Genomic DNA, 22,246 nt, shown 5'->3' on the forward strand with positions numbered 1-22,246 from the left:
TTTTCATATTCATTTTAAACCTTTTTAAAAGAGATTATATAAGAAGATAAAATATCTATAACATCAAGGTAATCTTGGATGTTTCCACTTGCTTTTGCAGATAAAATTGCACCTTCAATTGTAGAAGCAATATACAATGCAAGTTTTGTCGTATCACACTCTTTCATCTCATCTTTTTTTATTGCTAAATCTAAAATATCTTTTATATTTTTTCTAAATGTTTGATAAATCTCTTCCATCAAAACTTTAAAATCTTCATCAATATTTGACATCTCTTGAACAATATTTGCTATTGGACAACCTTTGTTAAAATCCCTATTTGTTGTATCTTTTATACTTTTTATAAAAGCTTCTAAATAACCACTTTCTAAAGCTATTATTGAAGAGTATCTTTGTACAAATTGTTCATAAATTTTCTCTTTTATAGAGACTAATGCCATCTCTTTTTTATTTTCAAAAAAATGATACATTGAACCTTTATGCACTTTTGCATTTTTTAAAATCGTTGTAAGTGATGCACCTTGATAACCCTTTTGATAAATCTCATCAAAGGTTGAATCTATTAAATTTTTTCTTGTATTTTTTTCCATTTTGAATTATATCATTTTTGACTTGACAAATTGGTCAAGTTTTATTAAAATGACACTTGACCAAATAGTCAATTATAAAAAGGATTTAAAATGCCATTAATTAAAACTTATGAAACAGAAGAAGCAACAGGTGAATTACTTGAAATTTATAATGAAATTATAAAAGTAAGAGGAAGTGTTGGAAACAATGCAAAACTTTTTAGCTCAAGCCCAGAACTTTTAAAACAACAATTAGATTTTATAAAATATTACTCAACTCACCCTACTTTATCTATGCCACTACTTGCAAGTATTAGAATATGTGTTTCAAGTAAAGAAGAATGTAATTTTTGTATAGATTTCAATACTGCTTTATTGGTTAATTATTCAAAATGGAATTTAGAAGAAGTAGAATTTATGAAAAAAAATTTAGAGAGTAAAAAACTAACTCAAAAAGAAAATGCCCTTTTAAAATTTGTAATTAACTCTATGAAAAATCCCCATAAAGTAGATAAAAATGATATAGATGCACTAAAAAAACTAAACTGGGAAGATAAAGATATTCTTGATGCTTTAAATCATGGAGCAAGAATGTTAGCAACTGATATTTTATTTAACGCATTTAAAATTGAAGATTATGAAGCTTGAGATTTATAAGAAGTTTTAATTTTAAAACTTCTTATAAAAAAGCGTTTTAAGATTTTTTAACAAACTCTTGTTTTAATTTTATAGCTCCAACACCTGGAACTTTACAGTCGATATTGTGACCATCATTTCCATCAACAAGTCTAATACCTTTGATTTTAGTACCAACTTTTATACCAGAAGAACTTCCCTTAACTTTTAAATCTTTTATAACAGTAACATCGTCTCCATCTTGTAAAATAGTACCATTTGCATCTTTTACAACTAACGTATCACTATTGCTACTTTCTAAAGATGAATCTTGAGACCACTCGTTAGCACACTCAGGACAGATATATAAATTCCCATCTTCGTAAGTATATTCACTTCCACATTTTGGGCAGTTTGGTAATTGACTCATTATTTTCCTTTAAACATTAAATGCCTCATTATACAATAATAATACTTTCTTATAATTTAGGGGTATTTTAAGCTTTATTTCAATATTTTTAAAAATATCTTAAAATACTCCAAAATAAAATTTGTATTATAATTTTCTTTTAGCCTATTATAAATTCATCTTTTTCTTATTTTATAGAAACATAAATCTCTATTTCATCTTCATCTGTGAACTTTTCAAAATCAATTTCAAAAGCTCTTTCATAATCGCTGTTTTTTTCAAAATATTCCCAAATCTCTTCCCATAAATCAGTTACAATCATAGGAAGTTCTCCTTGTTTTGAAAAAACTAAATATTTTTTATCTTCAATTATTATGGCATTTTTAGGTTTTGTAACTTCAACTCCAACTGTAACTTTATAATTTCCAGTTTCATTAAACTCATAATTACTATAAACTCCATACATAAAATCACTTTTTGCTTTATCAAATGTTTTTTTATAAATATCTTTTTGAAAATACTCTTCCCAAAGTCCAGCAATTTTGCCATTTTCACTCATTTCTAATTCATTATTTGTAATCGTACTTATTCCTGAAATCATTAATTTTTTGATTCTTGTAACTCTCATTTTTACTCTTTCTTTTTTTATTATTTAAGGATTATATTAAAGATTTGCTAGTAGTATCTTAAAAAGAACTATTTTAGGAAATATTATGAATATTATTGATTTTGAAAATATAAATGTAGGATATGATGAAAAAATTATTTTAAAAGATGTAAATTTAAAAATAAAAGAAAAAGAGCATTGGGCAATTCTTGGAGCAAATGGAAGTGGAAAATCAACTTTGATGAAACTAATTCAATCAGAAATTCATCCAAGAAAAACAAATGAATATAAAAAAGAGATTTTAGGAAAAGCAACCTACTCTATTTTTGAACTAAGAAAAGAGTTAGGAATTATAACAAATGATTTACACAACTATTTTGCAAGAGAAGCTGGTTATCTAAATGGTTTTGAAGTTGTTTTAAGTGGACATTACAGCTCTGTTGGGATATTTACTCATCAAGATTTTACAAAAGAACAAATCATAAAAGCAAAAGAGGTTTTAGAGTTTTTAGAGATAGTTGATTTAAAAGATAAAAAAGTTGCTGAAATGAGTACAGGACAATTAAGAAAATGTATAGTTGGAAGAGCTTTGATACACAACCCAAAAGCTTTTATTTTAGATGAACCAACAGTTGGACTTGATATAAAAGCACAAATAAATTTTATAAAAATGCTGAAAAAACTTTCACTTACTTCATCGATTATTTTAGTAACTCATCATCTTGAAGAGATTTTTGAAGAGATAAAAAATATAGCTTTAATACATAATAATACAATCTATAAAAGTGGAAAAAAAGAAGAGATTTTAACAAATGAAAATCTATCAGAAATTTTTGATACAAAGTTATCTATTGGTGAAAAAAATGGAAGATATTTTGTGGAAGAGATTTTATAATCTCTTCTTTTATTTTTAATGATAAATCTACTTATCATTTAAAAAAATTAATACTCTTATGACCATTTTTCAATCAAATTATCAATAAATTCTGATAAATATTCATCTTTTTTATATGTTTTTGCTTCTTCAATAATCTCATCTTTTGCATTTATACATATTGTATAAAGCTCTTTAACCTCTTTTGCTGTTAAATCACAAAATTCTATACCAAATCTTAAAAGCTGTTTTTCTTTCCACCATTTTTTACTTCCTAAAAGATGAAGTGCTGGAATATCATTTTTAATATACACCGTTGTGGTTACCACATCATAAGCAGGAGCTAATTTGATATTTAAAATATCATCATAAATCAATCCAAAGTTTTTAAGATGGGCATCTCCATTTTTTAATAAAAAATTTATAACTATCATTTTAAAAAAGTTTTCTAAAGACTCTTTTTTATATTTTGGCGATACAAAAGTTTTTATTGTTTTGGCTATTTGCTCATAAGTTCCTTCGTATTTATCATTACGATTTTTTCCAAAAAGTACGCACATATCTTCAAAACCTAAATAAGTATTGTCTTCTTTTATATCAAATCTTTTCATAATAAAAAGTTTTCTATCTTGTGATAAATAAAACTCAGGAACACAAATATTTGCCTTTTGAACTACTCTCATACACAAGTATTCATTAAGTGCAAGTTCTGGGTAATCTTCTCCCCAAGATTTTACAATATAATCTTCAAGTTTTAAAGTAGCTTTGTTTTCTATTTGAGCTAAAACCTTTGGTTGAACTCCTGAAATTGGTGAATTTAAAGCAAACCTAGATACCAGTTCATCAAATAATTTTTCATTTGACGAATGAAGTAAATCATCTAAAACAAGAGGTTTCAACTCTACTTTTAAATCTTGTTCATAAGAGACTCTTCCTTTTATACTTGGTGACATAAGTTTTAATAAACCAAAATCATCAGTCTTTGTGAACTTTGAAAAGTGTTTTTTGATGATAGATAATAAATAACCCTCAGGTAAGTGCATTTCAAATAAAGGATGAAGATTTTTACTATTCCAAGATTTAGCTCGAACTGGCATAGTAAGAGATATAAAATCCTTTTTATCTTCTGTTTTATAAGAAAAAATATACTCATTTTCTTCAAATGATAAAACACCAGATGTTTTAGAATTAACCTTTACAGTTAAAAAATCACTCATTTCTCAAATCCTCCAAAGTAGGAAATAAACTTTTTTGTTTGATACAAAATTCATAACCCAAATAATCGAGTATTTGCATGACTTTTTTTATCCCTACATCTACACCTCTTCCATTTTCTAGTGAAGAAAGTGTAGCTCGTGAGATTTTTAAATCATCACAAATCTTTGATTGAGATATAGAATTTTCTTTTCTATATTTTTTTATTTGTAAGCCTAGTTCTTTTAAATCCATTTTTATCACTTTTGTCTAATATATTAGACATTTTATAATTTTATTTATATTTTGTCAAATATATTATACATTTAATGTTTATTTAATTATCTCTTTATTTTTTTCAATTCTTTCTAATGCAATTATAAGATTTGATTTAACTTCTTTTTCTAAATTGTAAGTACTCACTTTAACTTCATTACTTTTTAAATGATTATCAATTTTTTCCAACAATTCTCTTAAAAAAGTTTCTTCACATAACAACTCTTTTATCCAAAAATTATATCTATCTTTTATAATACCGCCAAAACAATGCATGGTTACACCATTCGTTTTCATAAATGAATTAAATAAATCATCAATATTTATTTGACTCAATATGGGTTTATCTTTATAATCAAATATTCTTATATCATTTTTCCCTTCTAATAACTCAAAAAACTTTTTTGAATTTTTTTCTTTTATCGCATCAACAATTAGCTTTGAATTATTTTTCAAATCTAAAATCTCTTGCACTTTCAAAAACTCATCAATATACTTTTCAAATTCTTTAAAGGAATCACTTTTAAAATATTGTATATTCTCATAATTATTTCCCATAAATTCTTTTCTAATGAGAAAAATATTTTTAAAATCAAAACTACCTTCATCAAATAATGACTTAAAATTCTTTTTAATCAAAGTAAAAAGTTCTTCAAAGTCTATTATAAATAACTTTTCTTCTTGAAAAAACAATAACATTGAAGCAACTAATTTAAAATGTTTATAGTCTTTATATTCATTATCACAAAATCTTTTATAGACATCTTTTAGTAACTCTTCAAACTCATCATCTCCTAAATTATACCAATTTGTTAATTTTTGCCATGATGGAGTATTTTCATCAAAATAGTATTTACTATTTCTTAAAGATAAATCTATCTCATCTTTTTGAATATTTGAATTTAATAATATCTCTTTCCATAAATCAAAAGAAATAATTACATTTGAATTATCATTAAGGTTATATTTATTTAAAAAGGATTTATATTTTGTTTTTTCTGCTTCATCTTCTTTTTTATTATAAGTTAATGAATGATATTCTTCACTCAATTTAGGTAAATCTAAAATATGATTATTACCTTGTCTAATTTCAAATGAAAATAGAAAAAACCAATATAAAATATCTTTTATCAATTCTTCTTTTGATTGATGATTTACTAATACTTCATCATAAAATCTTTCAAAATCAAGTAAAGTTTGTCTTAAAGCTCTTAGATTTTTAGATTCTAATTTTTCAAAAAGTTCTAATATATTTGATTTTTCTTTTTCTAAAATATTCTCTTTTATATTATTTGTATTTTCTAATTCGGTTAAAAAACTGTCATAAGCAGAAAGTGCATCTGAAATAAACTCAAAAGTTTTTCCAATAAGCTTTTCTTTTATTAGTGTATATTTTTCTGTTTTTTCAAGTTCTTCTTCATTTGCAATTAACATTACTTTATAAGATTGATGTTCTACAAAATTATTGATATACCCTAATAAATCAACAATATTTATACTACATCTTTCTAAATCATCAAATATTAGAATATTTCCTTTTGCATTTAAAGATGAAAGAGATTTTTTTATTTGACCTAAGGATTTTTTGATATTTTCATTTATAAAAGCATTTGCTAATTTTCCAGCAAAAATACTTTTTTCATTAAATATCTCAGGATTAGATGATTGTAAAAATTTTGTTTCAATTTCATCATAATTTTTTACACCATATAAACTTACATAAATATATCTTTGTTTATTCTCTTTTAATTTATCTTTATATTTATTTATAAAATGAGTTTTTCCACTTCCCCATTTTCCTTTTAATAAAACTGCATATTGTGGATTTGGAAGTTTTATATAATAATCTAAAAATTGTGATATATGTTCATTTGACATAAGCTAACCTATAATTTTTTTATTTATTATATCTAGAAAAAAGTGTGATAATAAAAAAGATTACAATTTGAAAGAAAGCTTTGGGAGATTCCAAAGCTTTTTTATACTTAGTAGAAATTAAAAGTTTTTAATCAAATCCTCAAATACAGCAGTCAATCCCTCAACTTCTTTAACAGTTGTTCTCTCACCAACACTATGAATAGTATCATTTATAACTCCAAACTCGATAGCCTCTATTCCAAATGCTCCAAAATATCTGGCATCACTTGTTCCACCAGCTGTGCTGTGTTTTGTTGTTATTCCTAAAACTTCTTTTATTGAAGTTTCCATGGCTTTAACAACCTTTGATTCTTTGTTTGTTACAAATGGATATGAACCTTGAGTTGTTCGTAAAGTGTAGTTTAAATGCCCAAAGATTTTTTCTATATAGGCTTCTACATCCTCTTTTTTTGTGTTTGTTGAATTTCTTACATTAAACATCAAATCAAGTTTATTTGGCGTTACATTTGTTACTTGCATTCCTGCTCTTATATCTGTGATTACCAATTTACTTGGAGCAAAATATTCATCTCCATTGTCCAAATCATATCCTGCAATTTTTTCCAAAAGTGGAGCTATTTGATGAACTGGATTTATTCCTTTTTCTGGATAGGCTGCGTGTCCTTGTTTTCCTTGGATTGTTAAATATCCATTTATGCTTCCTCTTCGACCTACTTTTATAGCATCACCAAACACAACTTCACAAGTTGGCTCTGCTACAACTGCGTAGTTTGGAATCATATTAATCTCTTTTAGGTGTTCAAGCATTTTGATAGTTCCGTAAGTTCCCTCACCCTCTTCATCTGATGTCAGAAGAATTGATAATGTTCCATCGAAATTTTTGGCATTTTTACAAGCATATAAAAAAGCAGCATCTCCACTTTTCATATCTTGCGCACCTCTTGCAGTTATTACTCCATCAACTACATCAGCTGCAAATGGATCAACCGCCCAACCTTCTCCCGTTGGAACTACATCAATGTGACCTGCAAAACAAAGGTGTTGCGGGTTTTCGTTGAATTTTTTATAATAAAATCTATTTTTTACACCCTCCATATCAACTTTTATACAAGTCCACTCTGTCCCTAAATACTCTTCTATAAAATCAAATGCTCCATCATCATTTGGAGTTAGTGATTTGAATCTTAATAATTTTTGAAATAATTCTATAATAGTCATTTAATATCCTTTTAATTACGGGCAATTTTAGCTAACTTAACTTTATTTTGTTATAATAAAAAACTATAAAAAATTTTAATTTTTATTATTTAATTACCAAAGGCTCTATCATGGGAAAATTAGAAAAAACATTTTATTGGTTCTGTTTTATACTTTTAGTATATACAACAATTGGTTTTAAGCTAGTTCCAAATATTGTAAAAGACCAATTAATCAAAAATTTAGATGAAAATTTAACTTTAAAAACCACTATTGAAAAAGTTGAATTTAATCCTTTTACTCTTAATATAAAAATTGAAAATTTTAAACTTTTGGATGAAAACAACAATTCTGATATCTCTTTCAAAGAATTAACTATTGATTTTGCATTTATGCGTTCTATTGAAAAAAGACATATAAGTTTCCAAAATATATATTTAGATGAACTTTATCTAAATATTACAGAAGATAAAAATGGTGCTTTAAATCTTACAAAATTGGTAAAAGATACTCCAAAAAAAGAAGAAAAAGAAGAAACAAGTTCTACTGATATTAAATTCCTAATTTCAAAAATTGATTTAAAAAATGCTGATATAAATTTTACAAGTGAAAAAGAGGAAAAACCTTTTTCTCTTAATTTAAAAGATATTGATTACACAATTTATGATTTAGGAACATATAATAATGCTCTATCTTCAAATAATCTTAAATTTAGAATAAATGAAGATACAAATGTATCAATTGGTGGAGCATTTAAACTTGAACCATTTAAAATGTATGGAAAAATTGACGTTTCAAATCTAAAAATAAAAGAATTTTTAGATTTCAAAAAAGATATTTTCAACTTTGATATAAACAATGATGCAAATATAAATCTTATTTTAAACTATAATATTGATACAACAAATGATTTTGATTTAAAACTAAATAGTGATTTACTAGAGTTAAATAATCTTGAATTAAAACAAAACAATAAATCAATAGCAAATCTAAAAAAACTTGATATTAAAAAATTTGATTTTGATTTAATAGGTCAAAATATCAAACTTGATGGAGTTAAAATTGATAGTTTAAATGCAAATATGATTTCTGATAAATCAGGTATCAACTTTGCAAATCTAATAAAAACTAATTCTTCAAAAGAAGAAAATAAAAATGAACAAAAAGTTGAAACTGCACAAAATAGTGAATCTAAACCTTGGATTGTAAATTTATCAAATATTGAAGCAACAACAAATTTTAATTTTGATGATAAAACAAATAACAGTTTAATCAATGTAAAAACTACAAACTTAAATCTTAAAAATTTACAAATAATTGATTCAAAAATTGATTTGAATTCTCTAAATATAAATAACTCAAATCTAAGTTTTATTGATAATAAAAATAAATTAGATATTCAATCAAAAAATACAAAAATAAATCTAAATACTTTATCTTTGAATAACTCTATTTTAGATATTGATACTATAAATTTATCAAAAGAGAATCTAATTTTTAATGAAAAAAAATCTAAATTAAATATTGATTCAAAAAATCTAAATTTAGTTTTAAATGCCCTAAAAATTGATGGCAATAAAATTTCAATTAAAAATTCATCTTTAAAAACACCAAAACTTAATTTTAAAGATAAAAATTCAAAAATAGATATTAATAGTACAAATATCGGTTTAAACCTAAATAACTTTATGTTAGATAATGACAAAATTACTGTAAATGAAATAAAACTTTCAAAACCAACAGTTAATTTCAAAGATTTAGCAAATAAAATAGATGTGAAAAGCAAAAATATAGAGATAACTCTAAATACTCTCTCAAATAAAGGAAGTGATTTAAGTATAAACTCTATAAGAGTTCTAAATCCAAATCTTGATTTTATAAATTTAGAAAATAATACAAAAATTCATGCAAAAAATTTAGATTTAAAAATTCAACAATTATCAAATAAAAAAAATATATTTAAAATAGTAAAAACTGATTTAAATAATCCTTTTATCTCTGTTGTTTTACCTAAAAATAATACACCTACACAAAAAAATGAAGAAACAATAAAAACAACAAATACCCCAACAAAAGAGAATAAAAGTTCAAATAAAACAAAACTAAATATTGGTCCAGTAAATATTAAAAATGGAACATTTGATTTTGAAGATAAAAATTTACCAATTTCATTTAAAACAAAAGTTACAAAATTAAATGGAAAAATCTCAGAAATCAGAAACACAAAATCTAGTAAAACAAATCTAGAAGTAAATGGTGTTGTTGATAAATATGGTGTTGCAAAAATCACAGGAATTGTAAATCCAAATAATATTAAATTTCTAACAGATATAAATATGAAATTCCAAAATATTGCTATGGAAAATTTCACACCATATACAGGGAAATTTATAGGTCGAGAGCTAAAAAGTGGAAAACTGGATTTAGACTTAAAATATAATATTGACCAATCAAATCTTGATGCTAAAAATAATATTGTTATTACAAAATTAGAGTTAGGAAATGAAGTTCAAAGTCCTGATGCTGTCTCTTTACCATTAGGAATTGCAATATCTTTACTTGAAGATAAAAATGGAGTTATTGATATAAATCTTCCTATTTCAGGAAATGTAGACGACCCACAATTTTCTATTGGTTCAATAATATGGAAAGCTTTTGTTAATCTAATCACAAAAGCAGTAACTGCTCCTTTTTCTCTTTTAGGTGCTGTATTTAATTTTAGTGAAGATGAAATAAAAAGTGTAAAATTTGACTCTTTAGAGAGTGAAATAACTCCTATTCAAAAAGAGACACTTGATAAAATAGCTCAAATTTTAACTGCAAAACAAGATATTGCAATAAAACTTATAGCTTCGTATGATAAAGATAAAGAGACTATTGCATTAAAAGAGAAAAAATATTTAGCTAGAAAAGATGATGATAGAAATCTAAAAAAAGAACAAATTGATGCTTTAATTGCAAAAGAAAAAGTAAAAGATATTGAACTTGAAAAAATTGCAAAAGAAAGAATTTTAAATATTAAAGAGTATTTAATCAAAGAAAAATCTATCAATAAAAAACAAATTATTTTATCTGATGAATTAATAACTTCAAACTCTTCAATAGATTTGAAAATCGAACAGCTAAAATAAGAATTATTAAATTTACTTATAATTTAAGAATAATATTGACTTATTATTCTTAATTTGTTATTATCCCTCAAATTTAAAAAAGGGATAATATGTTTAATAAAATAGCACCAATAATCTTAATATGTTTATTGATTTTTATTTTTTATGCTGTATTTACAAAAGCTTCTCAAAGTACAAAAACTAAAAGAGTTGAATGCCAGACAAAAACTACAACTTTTGAAAAAATATTTGTAGAAGAGCCTATAAAAGAAGCTATTAAGGCTTTTAAAACTGGAAATTATGAAATAAATTCTTCAATTGAATACTCAAAATATATGAAAAGTCATTTAAAAGATATTTTAACAAAAGAACAAAGTGATGAACTACTAAAAAATATCATAAATAAATATTTAATTTCAATGGAACAAAAAAATCAAGATAAAAAAGTTTCTATAAATTATTATGTTTATGAAAATGATAAAGAAGATAGTGGAAAGAAAAATAGTGAAGCAAAAAAATATGCAGGATATTTAATGTTTGATTTTAAATATGACAAAAAGTTAGTCTATAAAATTCAAATAGATTATATGGATTTAGATGCAAAAGATTTAGAAGATAGAATGGATTGTGTGATAAATTCATTTTTATCAATTGATTAAAATTTTAATAAAGGAAAAAAATGAAACAAAAAATTTTTAAAGAGAAATACCATATTTTTGAAATAGAATATAAAAAAAGTGAATTACCTTATAAAAGTGTAGATGAAATTATCTCTGCATTACAAGTAAAAATTGATGCCCATCCAGTTATTGCATTTATTGCAATTTTTGACCAATATAAACATACAAGTTCCCTTGAAGGTGGAGAAATAAATCCAAAAATAAAAGCTGCAAAAAATATAGTTTTTTGTTTTGGAAAAGAGTTACCAACACCAGAAGTATTAGCAGTACGTCCTAGAAGTATTGGCGTTTGTGAAACAGACGATTCATTTATATTAAACTTTTTAGAAGCTCCAAATGAAACTGCAAATAAAACAATGGAAGAGTTTGTTAAATCACTAAAAACTTATATTTATTAAATTTTGAAGGCTAAAGTTTTATAACTTTAGCTCCAAATCCACCACTACTTGGATGGGCATCTTCAAAACCTCTAACTTTTGGATGTTTTTTCAAATACTCTTTAACTGCAAATGCTAATTTTCCAGTTCCAATTCCATGATAAACTAAAACCTCTTCAAAACCTGCAAGTAGTGCATCACTTAAAAACTTATCAAGATTTTCAATAGCTTCATCAGCTCGCTGACCATGTAAATCAAGTTTTATACTTCCAGTTTCTGGTTTTTGAATAGTTACAGTTGCTTTTTTTGTTGGAATTTTTGGAGGAGGATTTCCACTTCTACTTAAATCACTTAAATTTACTTGAACTTTCATTCCAATATCATTTTCAATAAATGCTTTTGAACCTTTGATTGAAACAATAGTTCCTTTTGTATTTCTATATTTAACTCTATCTCCAACAGCTAGTTCTACGACTTCTTGAACCTTTTCCACTTTTATCTCTTTTGCCATTTTATGGGCGATATTTAGATGTTGATGTGATTCTTGAACAAGTTTTGCTTTTATAGCTTTTTTTGCTTCATCTCTAGCTTGGTTATACTCTTTGTGAAGTTTTGATTTTTCAGAGTAGATATGCTCATCAAGTTTCTCTTTTTGCTCTTTTAGATTATTTGTAATTCTTTGCATATTTGCAATTTCTTCATCTAGTTTTGCAATTTTTTGTTTATATTCTCTCTCTAAAGAACTACTTCTTTCAATCAACTCATTTAATTTATCTTTATCATCTCCATAAACCTCTTTTGCTCTATTTACAACACTTAATGGAATCCCATATCTTGAAGCTGTTTCAAAAGCATAAGACCTTCCAATTGTTCCTTGTAAAAACTCATAAGTTGGTTTTTGATTCTCTTCATCATAAAGTGCAGCAATTAATTCAACATTCTCATTTGAAGCCATAAGAGCTGCAAGTCTTTTGTGGTGAGTTGTAATAATTACTTTTATATCCCTTTGGATTAAATCTTCAATTATTACTTTAAACAGACTCGCTGCTTCATCTGAATCCGTTCCAAGTTCTATTTCATCAACTCCAACAATTGCATTTTTTGAAGCAAAAAGTTTTGAAAACTCTACCATACGACCAGCAAATGTAGAAATATCATTTTTTACACTTTGTGGGTCATCTAAAACTGCATTTATTGATTTAAAATTACTCACAACTGTATCGTGATGAGCTTTATATGGAAGTAGATATTTTGAAAGAAAAACAGCTGATAAAATAGATTTTAACATCATCGTTTTTCCCCCAGCATTTACCCCTGTTATCATTACAACTGATTTTGTAAAATCAATGCTTATTGATTTTGGATTATGTAAGGCTGGATGGCAAAAATCTACAAGTTTGTTTACTCCACTTTTTGAAGGAAGAATAAAATTTTTGTCCCCTGCTTTTGCAAAAAACAGTCTTGCTTGGTAGTGGTCAAATCTGTCAAACTCTTTGTTTAAAAACTTTAAAAATAGAAGATTTTTTTCAAATAAAGAGGAAATTTCTTTACAAATTTTATATAAAATCTCTTCTTGTTTATTTTTTAAATCACTCTGTTTTTGTTTTAATTCTGAAATACTATGAGGAACAACATAAAAAAATCCAGAGTTAGAACGGTCAATTACTGAACCACTAAGAACATGATTAAATCCACCTCGAACCAGTAAAGCCTCTTCACCATTTATATAATGAACTTGAGAATCAACCAAATAAGTTCTAATTTTAGAAGAGTTTATGATTTTATAAAGACTTTGTTTTATCATCTCTTTATTTTTTGAAATGGCATATTTGATATTGTCAAAATCTTCATCAACTCCATCTTTTAGATTTGATTTATCATCAAAATAATCAGAAATTTTTATTATTTCATTTGGAATTACAATTTTATCTAGCCATTCAAGCATTTTCCCATCAAAATTAAATCTTTTTAAATATCTAAAATAGTTAATTATTTTTATAAATTCAAAAATTTCATAGATTTTTAAAATCCCTTGTTTTTGTATATGCATCAAAGCAGAATCAAGATTTTCCACTTGTGAAGGAGCTTTAAAATCAAATTTTGATAACTCATTTATAAGTTTAAAATGAAGGTTTATATCACCTTCTAAAATAATAGATTTTTCCCTTGCCATAAGCTTTGAGAAACTCTCTATATAGTCCATTAAGTCTAATTTTTTAAGTATATTTTGCATGTTGGGATTATAGCTAAAAGGGAATAATATTTTTATGAATAAATTTTTTCATATTATTCCACAATTAAATGCTAAAATGAAACAACTAAAATAAGGAGTCAAAATGTTAAAAAGAAAAGTTCTTTTATCAATAGTTACTTTATGTTTGTTATCTTCTTCTGCTTATGCAAAAAAAGATGAGTATGAAAAAGAGGAAAATCAAAAACATAAAAATTATGAAAAAACTCATAAAGAGATGTATGAAAAACAAAAAGATTATGAGAAAAATTATAAAGAAAAATATGAAAAACAAAAAGAGCTACCAAAAGGTTTAGAAAAAAAACTTGAAAGAGATGGGACTTTACCTCCTGGATGGGAAAAAAAACTTTCAAAAGGTCAAATTGTTGACCAAAGAGTTCTAAGAAGTGGAAGATTACTTAATTCAAGAGATTATCCTTATATGAAAAATAGTGAAATTTACCAAGTAGAAGATAGAGTATTTAGAGTTGCAGAAGATACTAAAATGATTTTGGAAATTTTTAAATAAAAGAAGGAATAATCATTCCTTCTTTAAAAAATCTTAGATATTCCCTGCTTTGAGAATTTTTTCTACAATCTCTTTATTATTTATACTATTACTTCTAAAAATCTCTTCTTTTTTTGTTCCCCATAAAAGATATTTATTTCTAAAATTATCTTTTATATTTTGGAAAATTGGAGTACTTAATTCTATAAGAAGTTTATTATCTCTTTTTCTATCAATTAATTGATAATTTATCTCTTCAAAAAGACCAAAAAATTTCTCTTTTGATTGTATGTTTATTTTATATCTTGCAGTTCCATTTTTAATAAATTCTACTTTTATAGGATTTTCATTAAAACTAATTCTTAAGTATCTATTTCCTGTTTCTAAATCAGGAATTTTTATCTCTAAAAAATCTTTAACTCTTTTATCAAAAGAACTATTTTCTAAAAATTGCTTCATATTAAATTTATGACCATTATCTACATAAGGAACAAGCCAAAGTTCTGAACTATAAGTCAAATCTAAACTTTCAATCTTACCATTTATATCTTTTTGTGGATAATCAAAAACTTTTGCTTCCATTTTATAAAGTTCATAATAAGTTTTTATTGCTTTTTGAAATATAACATCACTAAAAGGTAAAAAAACTATTATTAATAAAACAGATATTTCTACTTTTCTACTTTTTACTATTAAATAAATTATTTTTGAATTAATAACTGCAAATGAAACATAAAGAAGATTTACTAATAAATGCGTTCCCATAATTAATTCTTTTAAATAAAATATTTAAAAGTATCTTATCAAATTGGTGTCACATATAACGTCACAACCAATTTGATATATTATTTAAAACTTTAGATAAAAAACTGCCAGTAAACTAATGAAATAATTGTTACAGATAAAATTGCTAATATATTTATTACAAAACCAAATTTAGCCATTTCTTTTACTTTAACAGCACCACTACTCATTGCAATTGCATTTGGAGGAGTTGCTATTGGAAGCATAAATGCATAACTTGCACAAATTGTTGCAACCATTAAAATCAAAGTCATATCTATATTTGCAACTTGTCCTAAAGAGTAAATAATTGGTAGTGCAATTGAAATTAAAGCTGTATTAGATGTAATTTCTGTTGTAAAAGTAATAAGTGTTGCAATCATTAAAATAAGTACAATAACTGGAAGATTTGTTAAAGATAACATATAATTTGCAATTTCACTAGCTAATCCTGTTTTTGAAAATGCTGTTGCTATTGTAAATCCTGCACCAAATAAAAAAATGATTTCATAAGGAATTTTTTTAGCATCTTCCCACTCAATAAAACCTATTTTTGGTACAAACATCAATAAACCAAAACTTAGTAATATTGCCGTTTCATTTAATCCTAAACCTGAATAATAAGGTTCTATTTTTGAGTTTACCAATAATACAACTACTAAACCTAACAAAATATATAATAATCTTTTTTGGTCTTTTTGTAAAACTTCACTATGTTCAACACTATTATCAAGTTTTACATCACTTAAACCTACAGATAAAAGTAATGGAATAATTATCAGCATAACTAAAGCTAGCGGAGCTGTTAAAAATATCCATTGAATAAAGGCAATTGGTTCAAGTGAGTGTTGTTGCATAAACCCTAATAATATAAGATTTGGTGGAGTTCCAATTGGAGTTATAATTCCACCAATACTACATCCATAAGCGATTGATAAAGCAAGTCTAGCTTTAAATTTTAAATCTTCTGTTAAAAATATTGCAATTGGAATAAGTAAAAGTGCAGTTGTTGAGTTTGATAAAACTGAACTCAAAAGTGCAGAAGTAAATGCTAAAGAGAATATCATTCCTCTTGGAGTTTTAGGGAAAATTGTCAAAAGTTTATTTGAAATATATTTATGTAAATCTATTTTTTGAGTAGCAATTGCTATCATAAATCCACCCATAAATAAAAATATTGTTGGATTTGAATAGTTGGCTGTAGCTGTTTTTACATCAATTAATTCAAAAGCAGGAAATAAAATAATTGGTAATAAAGATACAACACCAATAGGTAAAGCTTCATTTGTCCATAATATTACAAGTAAAGCTATCAATGCTATTAAAATTGCATGTTGCGTTACAAAAAAGAAACTTGCAATAAAAAAGAATCCAAGTGAAACTAAAATAGAAATAAATATATTTTTCAAACTCTCTCCTTCTATTTTTTGGGTCTAAAAGCTTTAATAACTTCTTCATTCACTTCTAAATATGGACCTTCCATTAAATCAATACAATAAGGAATTGCAGGGAAAACTGCATCTAAACACTCTTTTATAGATTTTGGTTTTCCTGGAAGATTTACTATTAAAGAACTTCCTCTTAATCCTGCTGTTTGTCTTGATAAAATTGCTGTTGGTACAAATTTTAAAGACTCTGCACGCATAAGTTCTCCAAAACCAGGCATCATTCTATCACATACAGCTTCAGTTGCTTCTGGTGTTACATCACGTGCTGCAGGTCCTGTTCCACCAGTTGTTACTACTAAACAACATTTTTCATTATCTACTAAATCTTTCATTGTATCTTCAATTGTTTTTTGATCATCAGCAATACATCTATAAACTGGTTCCCAAGAAGATTTTAAATAACTATTTAATGTATCAATAATAGCTTTTCCAGATAAATCTTCATATATTCCTGCACTTGCTCTATCACTTGCTGTTATTATTCCAATTTTTGCTATTTCTTTATTCATAATAAATGTCCTTTCTCTTTTATATAATATATTGTTGCAAATTTTTGAAAAAACTCTTTTACTTTTAAAGAATCAATTATCTTATCATCAGCTCCTAAATAAACTTCAACAATAGTTCCTCTATCAACTAATTTTTGAAGTTTTTCTTCATCCCAAACATAAGTTAAAAGTTCTTCTAGTTCTTCAATTGTTCCTAGTTTAAAATATTTTGAAATATCTTTATTTGATGGATAGATTACATTATCCAAAAATGTTTGAACATAAGAGTTTGCATCTTTTTTAAAATACATAAGTTGTGTTCTTTTAAATTTTTCATCAAAATTTTGAAAAAATGCAGGAGAAAAGAGTTGAAGTTTATCAACTCTATTTTGTATGTTTAAAGCTTCTTCAAAAGCCTTTATAGCTCCATAAGAAAAACCAGAAATTGTAAAATCATTTCTTATAATATATTCATCAAAAAGTTCTGATTCTTCATAAAAACAAAAACCAGAAAAATAATTCTTAGAGGTTTTCAAGGCTAATTACCTCATTTTTAAGCATTATCTCTTTTAATCTATTTATCTCTTCGATATTAGAAGAGAGTTCTGTTCTTAAATCATTTTTGATATTAGTTAAAAGTTCATCTACTGAATTTGCCATTTTATATTTTTTTACTATCTCATTTGCAGTTTTTTCAGCAGATTCTAAATCTTCTGAATTAATAGCAAATTTCTCTTTTTTGATAACTTCAACACCTATAAATCCAGATAAATCTCTTCTTATATTTTCACATAATTCATTATATGAAGGGAAAGTTGGATTTAATTTTTGAACACTCTCATCAAATAATGCAACTTTTGTTTTTGAAATAAATGCTTTACTAGCTTGATAAATTGCTAAAATCTCTTTTTGTTTATCATCAAGTATTTTTAACTGTTTTTTACCAAATTCAAGTTTATTTTTTGCAACTTCAATATCATCATTATCTAAAATTTTTCTATTTGACTTAATCATATTTAAAAGCGCTTCATTTATTAGAGTTGCTAGTGCAGCTGAACTAAATCCTGCTGTTTCATTTACCAATTTTTCTATATTTATTTCATGATTTTTACCACTTAAATATAGTTCTAAAATTCTTTTTCTATCTTCAATGTTTGGTAAACCAACATGAACTCGTCTATCAAATCTTCCAGCTCTAAGTAGCGCATCATCTAAAACTTCTATTTTGTTTGTTGCAGCTATTACTATAACACCACTATCTCCATCAAATCCATCCATTTGAGTTAAAAGTTCATTTAATGTTGATTCTCTTTCGTCATTTGATTTTCCACTTCTCATCTTTCCAACAGCATCAATTTCATCTATAAATATGATTGCAGGAGCACTTTGTTTTGCTTTAGCAAAAAGTTCACGAACTTTTTTTGCACCCATTCCAACATAAATATGCACAAAACTAGCACCACTTTGATAAAAAAATGGGACATCAGCTTCTCCGGCAACTGCCCTTGCAATCAAAGTTTTTCCAACTCCTGGAGGTCCAACTAAAAGAACACCTTTTGGTAATTTAACACCATATTTAAGATATTTTTTTGGGTCATTTAAAAAATCAACTATCTCTTCAAGTTCTTCTTTTATCTCTTTAATTCCAGCAATATCTTTAAAAGTTACATTTGAAGTAACAGCTTGAATATTTGAGTTTAAATCATCCGTAGAAATTTTAGCTTTACTTTTTGAAAGTTCATTTTCAAAAACACTATTTTCTTTTTTATTTCTATTTAAAAAAGCTTTTATTTTATCTTGTTTAAATTTCAAAAATAGTGCTAAAAAAAGAAGTACAAATAAAAAAATAATTCCTATATAATAAGAACTTCCTTGAATTATTGAACTACTTTTATATAAAGTATAAACAAATAATATCAGCAAAACAACTGCTGATATCGCCATTAATTTTAGATTTTTATCTATATTTTTATCATTTGAATCTTGCAACATTTTTTTCAAGCTCCACTTTATAATCATCTAAGAAGACCCAATCTCCAACTAAATCAACTGGTGAATCAATTTCAATTTGATTAAAAAATTGGTCTAAACCAATATATTTACCATTTTTTACTGACTCAACTAAAACCTCTAAAGTTTTATTGTTTTCTCTTCTAAAATCATAATTTTTTTGCTCAATTATGCTAGTTAGTTCATTATATCTGATTTTTGCAATATCACCTTTTATTTCAGGCTTCATTGTTGCACTTGGTGTTCCATCTCTTTTTGAATAAGTAAAAGCATGAACATGAGTTAAAGGAAATTTATGTAAATTTTCCATAGCCTCTTTCCAGATTTTTTCAGTTTCACCTGGATGTCCAACGATAAAGTCAGTTCCTAAAGCATAACCATTATCCCTTAAAAACTCAAAGAGTTCTAAATCAGATAAAACTTTATTTCTTCTATTCATAATTTGTAACATCTCTTTTGAAGTGTGTTGAAGTGCAATATGAAGATGTTTTGCCATAAATGGCTCATTTATCAACTCTTTAAACTCATCATCAATTTGAATAGGTTCAATACTTCCCATTCTAATTCTTCTAACACCTTTAATCAAAGCCATTTTTTTAAGAAGTTTTGCAAGGCTTGTATGTTGTTTTTTTCCATAACTTCCAACATTTGTTCCCGTTAAAATAAATTCACCAAAACCATTTGCTGCTAAAGTTGTAACTTGCTCTAAAATTTTATCTTCACTATAACTTCTTGCATCTCCCCTTACATAAGGAATAATACAATATGAACATCTAAAATCACATCCTTCTTGGATTTTGATAAATGCCCTACTTTTACCAACAAACTCTTCAACTATTGTTTCATCAATATGAGTTAAATCACCTGCTTGAAAAAATCTCTCTTCTTGAAGTAATAATTCATTGATTTTTTCTTTTTCAGAATGCCCAAATAAAGAGTCAACTTTATCCTCTTTAAAAAGTGTTTCACCCTTTGTCCAAACTCCACATCCTGTAAAAACAACTCTTGGAGTTTTTGGAAGTTTTTTTAAAGAGTTTATATAACCACGTGCTGTACTATCAGCACTATTTGTAACTGTACAAGAGTTTATTACAACTACATCAGCATCTTTTTCTTCTTGTGTTACTTCAAAATCTTTTAAGTTACTCATCATAACTTGTGTATCAAATACATTTGTTCTACAACCAAAAGTTTTAAAATATACTTTTGGTTTATTTTGTGAAAAATTCATAAATATTTTTTCCTAATTATCTTCTTATTATTTCATCTTCCAAATCTTTTGGAATTTTTTTGTTTTTCATTGCTGGACCATAAGCATTATCAGTTCTATTAATATTGATTTGTTGTGTTGGGTATGCAATATGAATATCATCTTCTTTCATAAATGCATCAAGTATCTCTGGACTTATCGTACTTCTTAAAACTAAAGCAGCATAAGAATTTGTCAAATACCAAGAAGAGATAACAATTCCTTGAGGTTCAACAAAAGTAAATACTCTAGGTTCAACTCCAGTTGCACGTAATTGATATTTATTTCGCATTTTAGAGAGTTGTTTTCTTGTGATATCTGTATAACCTTTTGAATAGTGTTTTAAAATATCCCTTGCAATTTTTTGAGCTTTTTTATGATTTGAATCAAAAGTAATTGTAATATCAATTCCATCCCAAACTGTTCTTAAACCTGAGTGTGTATAGTTTGAAATAAGCTCTGAAAAAATATAGTTATTTGGGATAAAGAAAATTCTTCCACTTCTTCTATTTACCATATAAGAAGTCAAAGTAATATCTTCTCTTATTGTTATTTTAAATAATGAGATATCTAAAACATCTCCAACCGTTTCAACTCCACCTTTAGTTACTTTTATTCTATCTCCTACTTGAATAGAACCTGATGTAACAATAACCATCCATCCAAAAATCGACATAAACCAATCTTTTAGAGCAATAGCAATACCAGCAGATGCAAATCCAAGGATTGTTACAAGATAAGAAACATTATCTATATAAGAAAATAAAACTACCATTACAATCAAAAATACTAAAGTAAAATTGATTATTTTATTTATCATATAATAGTTTTCATTTTGTGAAAAATATTTTTTAAGGGCAAGTTTTACCAAAAATGCAATAATTGATAAAATAATTATAATAGTAAATATAATAAATAATTTTTGAACTTGTTGTGAAACTTGGTTTTCTATTTCTAAAATTACTTGTTCAATTTTTCTTGTATAAACCTCTTCAGTAGTTGAAACAATATCTAAGACCATTGAAAAATCTTTTTTCTGCTTATCTAAAAAAGTAATTTTATCTTTATATTCAGGTTTTGAATCAAGATTAAATAACTCTAAATAAATTACAAGCTCTTCTTCAAGTTTTGTTGTTAATAAATCAATTTCAGAATCTAAATTTTTAAACTGTTTTTTATTGTTTTCAAGTTTTTTGATTTGAGATAAAGCATTAATTATTCCAAATGGATTTGTAATATTTTCATATTTTTCAATTTCAGGTGGATTTATTAAAGCTCCAATTGGAGAACCTTTATATTCAGCAATTAACTCTAATTCATTCTCTTTTACACGAATTTTATTGTGTAACTGATAAACTTGTTCATCAGTAGTATTTGATTTCTTTTTTAAACTATCTTTTAGACTCTCAAGTTCAGTAGAAATCTTGCTATATGATAAATAGTTAGAATATCTTTTTAATAAAATATTGTCTTTTAATTCAGCCTCAATTCTTGCAATTTTATCAAGCAAAATATTTATTTGAGCCATATTTTGCATATTTAGCTCTTTTTGTTTTTGTTCTTGAATCTCTTGAATTCTTTTTTCTTCTTCAAGTTTTTGAGCTTCTATTGCTTTTTCTTTAATAATATTTTGTTCAATTTTTTTAACTTCAGCTTTATCTTTTTTATCTATTACATTATCTGCTTCTTCAGCAAATGCAACAAAGCATAAACACAATAATAAAATTCCTAATTTTTTAATCAA

General features: G+C 25.5%; 21 protein-coding genes. 6 read left to right on the forward strand and 15 right to left on the reverse strand.

The window, feature by feature from the left end; genetic code table 11:
- Nucleotides 1–14: 14 nt before the first annotated feature.
- Nucleotides 15–590 (reverse strand): TetR/AcrR family transcriptional regulator, encoded by a 576-nt coding sequence (locus tag AELL_RS08265; RefSeq protein ID WP_118917489.1) that lies wholly within the window; start codon nt 588–590, stop codon nt 15–17.
- Between the two features lie 90 nt (nt 591–680).
- Between AELL_RS08265 and AELL_RS08270 the strand changes: the two genes are divergently transcribed.
- A complete protein-coding gene (locus tag AELL_RS08270; RefSeq protein ID WP_118917490.1) occupies nt 681–1,217 on the forward strand; it encodes a carboxymuconolactone decarboxylase family protein in 537 nt (178 codons plus the stop codon).
- 46 nt (nt 1,218–1,263) lie between these two features.
- Here AELL_RS08270 and AELL_RS08275 read toward each other — a convergent pair whose 3' ends face one another.
- Both AELL_RS08275 and AELL_RS08280 read right to left on the reverse strand, forming a co-directional pair.
- On the reverse strand, nt 1,264–1,614 hold the full coding sequence (locus AELL_RS08275; RefSeq protein WP_118917491.1) for a zinc ribbon domain-containing protein YjdM: 351 nt from the start codon (nt 1,612–1,614) through the stop codon (nt 1,264–1,266).
- A 166-nt stretch (nt 1,615–1,780) separates the two neighbouring features.
- Nucleotides 1,781–2,221, reverse strand: a complete 441-nt coding sequence (locus tag AELL_RS08280; protein WP_118917492.1) for a GyrI-like domain-containing protein — start codon at nt 2,219–2,221, stop codon at nt 1,781–1,783.
- An 85-nt stretch (nt 2,222–2,306) separates the two neighbouring features.
- Between AELL_RS08280 and AELL_RS08285 the strand changes: the two genes are divergently transcribed.
- On the forward strand, nt 2,307–3,095 hold the full coding sequence (locus AELL_RS08285; RefSeq protein ID WP_118917493.1) for an ABC transporter ATP-binding protein: 789 nt from the start codon (nt 2,307–2,309) through the stop codon (nt 3,093–3,095).
- Nucleotides 3,096–3,151: 56 nt separating this feature from the next.
- Here AELL_RS08285 and AELL_RS08290 read toward each other — a convergent pair whose 3' ends face one another.
- The 4 genes from AELL_RS08290 to dapE all read right to left on the reverse strand — a co-directional run bounded on the left by AELL_RS08290 (nt 3,152) and on the right by dapE (nt 7,640).
- Nucleotides 3,152–4,291: a type II toxin-antitoxin system HipA family toxin gene (locus AELL_RS08290; protein WP_118917494.1), complete on the reverse strand. Its 1,140-nt coding sequence runs from the start codon at nt 4,289–4,291 to the stop codon at nt 3,152–3,154.
- Complete coding sequence (locus tag AELL_RS08295; RefSeq protein ID WP_118917495.1) at nt 4,284–4,523, reverse strand: helix-turn-helix domain-containing protein; 240 nt, start codon at nt 4,521–4,523, stop codon at nt 4,284–4,286. The genes AELL_RS08290 and AELL_RS08295 overlap by 8 nt, the downstream gene beginning before the upstream one ends.
- A gap of 78 nt (nt 4,524–4,601) precedes the next feature.
- Entirely contained in the window at nt 4,602–6,422 is a 1,821-nt protein-coding gene (locus AELL_RS08300; RefSeq protein ID WP_118917496.1) for a P-loop NTPase fold protein, read from the reverse strand.
- 117 nt (nt 6,423–6,539) lie between these two features.
- Nucleotides 6,540–7,640, reverse strand: a complete 1,101-nt coding sequence (dapE, locus tag AELL_RS08305) for a succinyl-diaminopimelate desuccinylase (protein WP_118917497.1) — start codon at nt 7,638–7,640, stop codon at nt 6,540–6,542.
- A gap of 110 nt (nt 7,641–7,750) precedes the next feature.
- On the opposite strand from dapE, the gene AELL_RS08310 reads away from it, so the two are divergent.
- The 3 genes from AELL_RS08310 (at nt 7,751) to AELL_RS08320 (ending at nt 11,807) form a co-directional block, all read left to right on the forward strand.
- The gene (locus AELL_RS08310) at nt 7,751–10,750 is read left to right on the forward strand and encodes a DUF748 domain-containing protein (RefSeq protein WP_118917498.1); all 3,000 of its coding nucleotides are present in this window, start codon (nt 7,751–7,753) and stop codon (nt 10,748–10,750) included.
- Nucleotides 10,751–10,839: 89 nt separating this feature from the next.
- A complete protein-coding gene (locus AELL_RS08315; RefSeq protein ID WP_118917499.1) occupies nt 10,840–11,388 on the forward strand; it encodes a hypothetical protein in 549 nt (182 codons plus the stop codon).
- A 20-nt stretch (nt 11,389–11,408) separates the two neighbouring features.
- Entirely contained in the window at nt 11,409–11,807 is a 399-nt protein-coding gene (locus AELL_RS08320) for a DUF6858 family protein (protein WP_118917500.1), read from the forward strand.
- A 10-nt stretch (nt 11,808–11,817) separates the two neighbouring features.
- Here the strand turns inward: AELL_RS08320 and AELL_RS08325 are convergent, their stop codons facing one another.
- Nucleotides 11,818–14,019, reverse strand: coding sequence for an endonuclease MutS2 (locus tag AELL_RS08325; protein ID WP_118917501.1), 2,202 nt, complete (start codon nt 14,017–14,019; stop codon nt 11,818–11,820).
- Nucleotides 14,020–14,122: 103 nt separating this feature from the next.
- On the opposite strand from AELL_RS08325, the gene AELL_RS08330 reads away from it, so the two are divergent.
- Complete coding sequence (locus tag AELL_RS08330) at nt 14,123–14,545, forward strand: hypothetical protein (protein WP_118917502.1); 423 nt, start codon at nt 14,123–14,125, stop codon at nt 14,543–14,545.
- A gap of 33 nt (nt 14,546–14,578) precedes the next feature.
- Here the strand turns inward: AELL_RS08330 and AELL_RS08335 are convergent, their stop codons facing one another.
- From AELL_RS08335 to AELL_RS08365, 7 genes are all read right to left on the reverse strand, one after another.
- Nucleotides 14,579–15,289 (reverse strand): hypothetical protein, encoded by a 711-nt coding sequence (locus tag AELL_RS08335; protein WP_118917503.1) that lies wholly within the window; start codon nt 15,287–15,289, stop codon nt 14,579–14,581.
- Nucleotides 15,290–15,381: 92 nt separating this feature from the next.
- Nucleotides 15,382–16,716: an SLC13 family permease gene (locus AELL_RS08340; protein WP_118917504.1), complete on the reverse strand. Its 1,335-nt coding sequence runs from the start codon at nt 16,714–16,716 to the stop codon at nt 15,382–15,384.
- Nucleotides 16,717–16,727: 11 nt separating this feature from the next.
- Nucleotides 16,728–17,264 (reverse strand): molybdopterin adenylyltransferase, encoded by a 537-nt coding sequence (mog, locus tag AELL_RS08345; RefSeq protein ID WP_118917505.1) that lies wholly within the window; start codon nt 17,262–17,264, stop codon nt 16,728–16,730.
- Nucleotides 17,261–17,779 (reverse strand): pimelyl-ACP methyl ester esterase BioV, encoded by a 519-nt coding sequence (bioV, locus tag AELL_RS08350; RefSeq protein ID WP_118917506.1) that lies wholly within the window; start codon nt 17,777–17,779, stop codon nt 17,261–17,263. Before bioV ends, mog begins: the two co-directional genes overlap by 4 nt.
- Entirely contained in the window at nt 17,766–19,235 is a 1,470-nt protein-coding gene (locus AELL_RS08355) for an AAA family ATPase (protein WP_118918636.1), read from the reverse strand. The genes bioV and AELL_RS08355 overlap by 14 nt, the downstream gene beginning before the upstream one ends.
- Nucleotides 19,216–20,484 carry a tRNA (N(6)-L-threonylcarbamoyladenosine(37)-C(2))-methylthiotransferase MtaB gene (mtaB, locus tag AELL_RS08360; RefSeq protein ID WP_118917507.1) on the reverse strand — a complete coding sequence of 423 codons (1,269 nt, stop codon included), beginning with the start codon at nt 20,482–20,484 and terminating at the stop codon, nt 19,216–19,218. The genes AELL_RS08355 and mtaB overlap by 20 nt, the downstream gene beginning before the upstream one ends.
- Before the next feature lie 16 nt (nt 20,485–20,500).
- Nucleotides 20,501–22,246 (reverse strand): mechanosensitive ion channel domain-containing protein, encoded by a 1,746-nt coding sequence (locus AELL_RS08365; RefSeq protein WP_118917508.1) that lies wholly within the window; start codon nt 22,244–22,246, stop codon nt 20,501–20,503.

Origin of the sequence: Arcobacter ellisii, assembly GCF_003544915.1 — a bacterium.
In the GTDB taxonomy this organism is placed as follows: domain Bacteria; phylum Campylobacterota; class Campylobacteria; order Campylobacterales; family Arcobacteraceae; genus Aliarcobacter; species Aliarcobacter ellisii.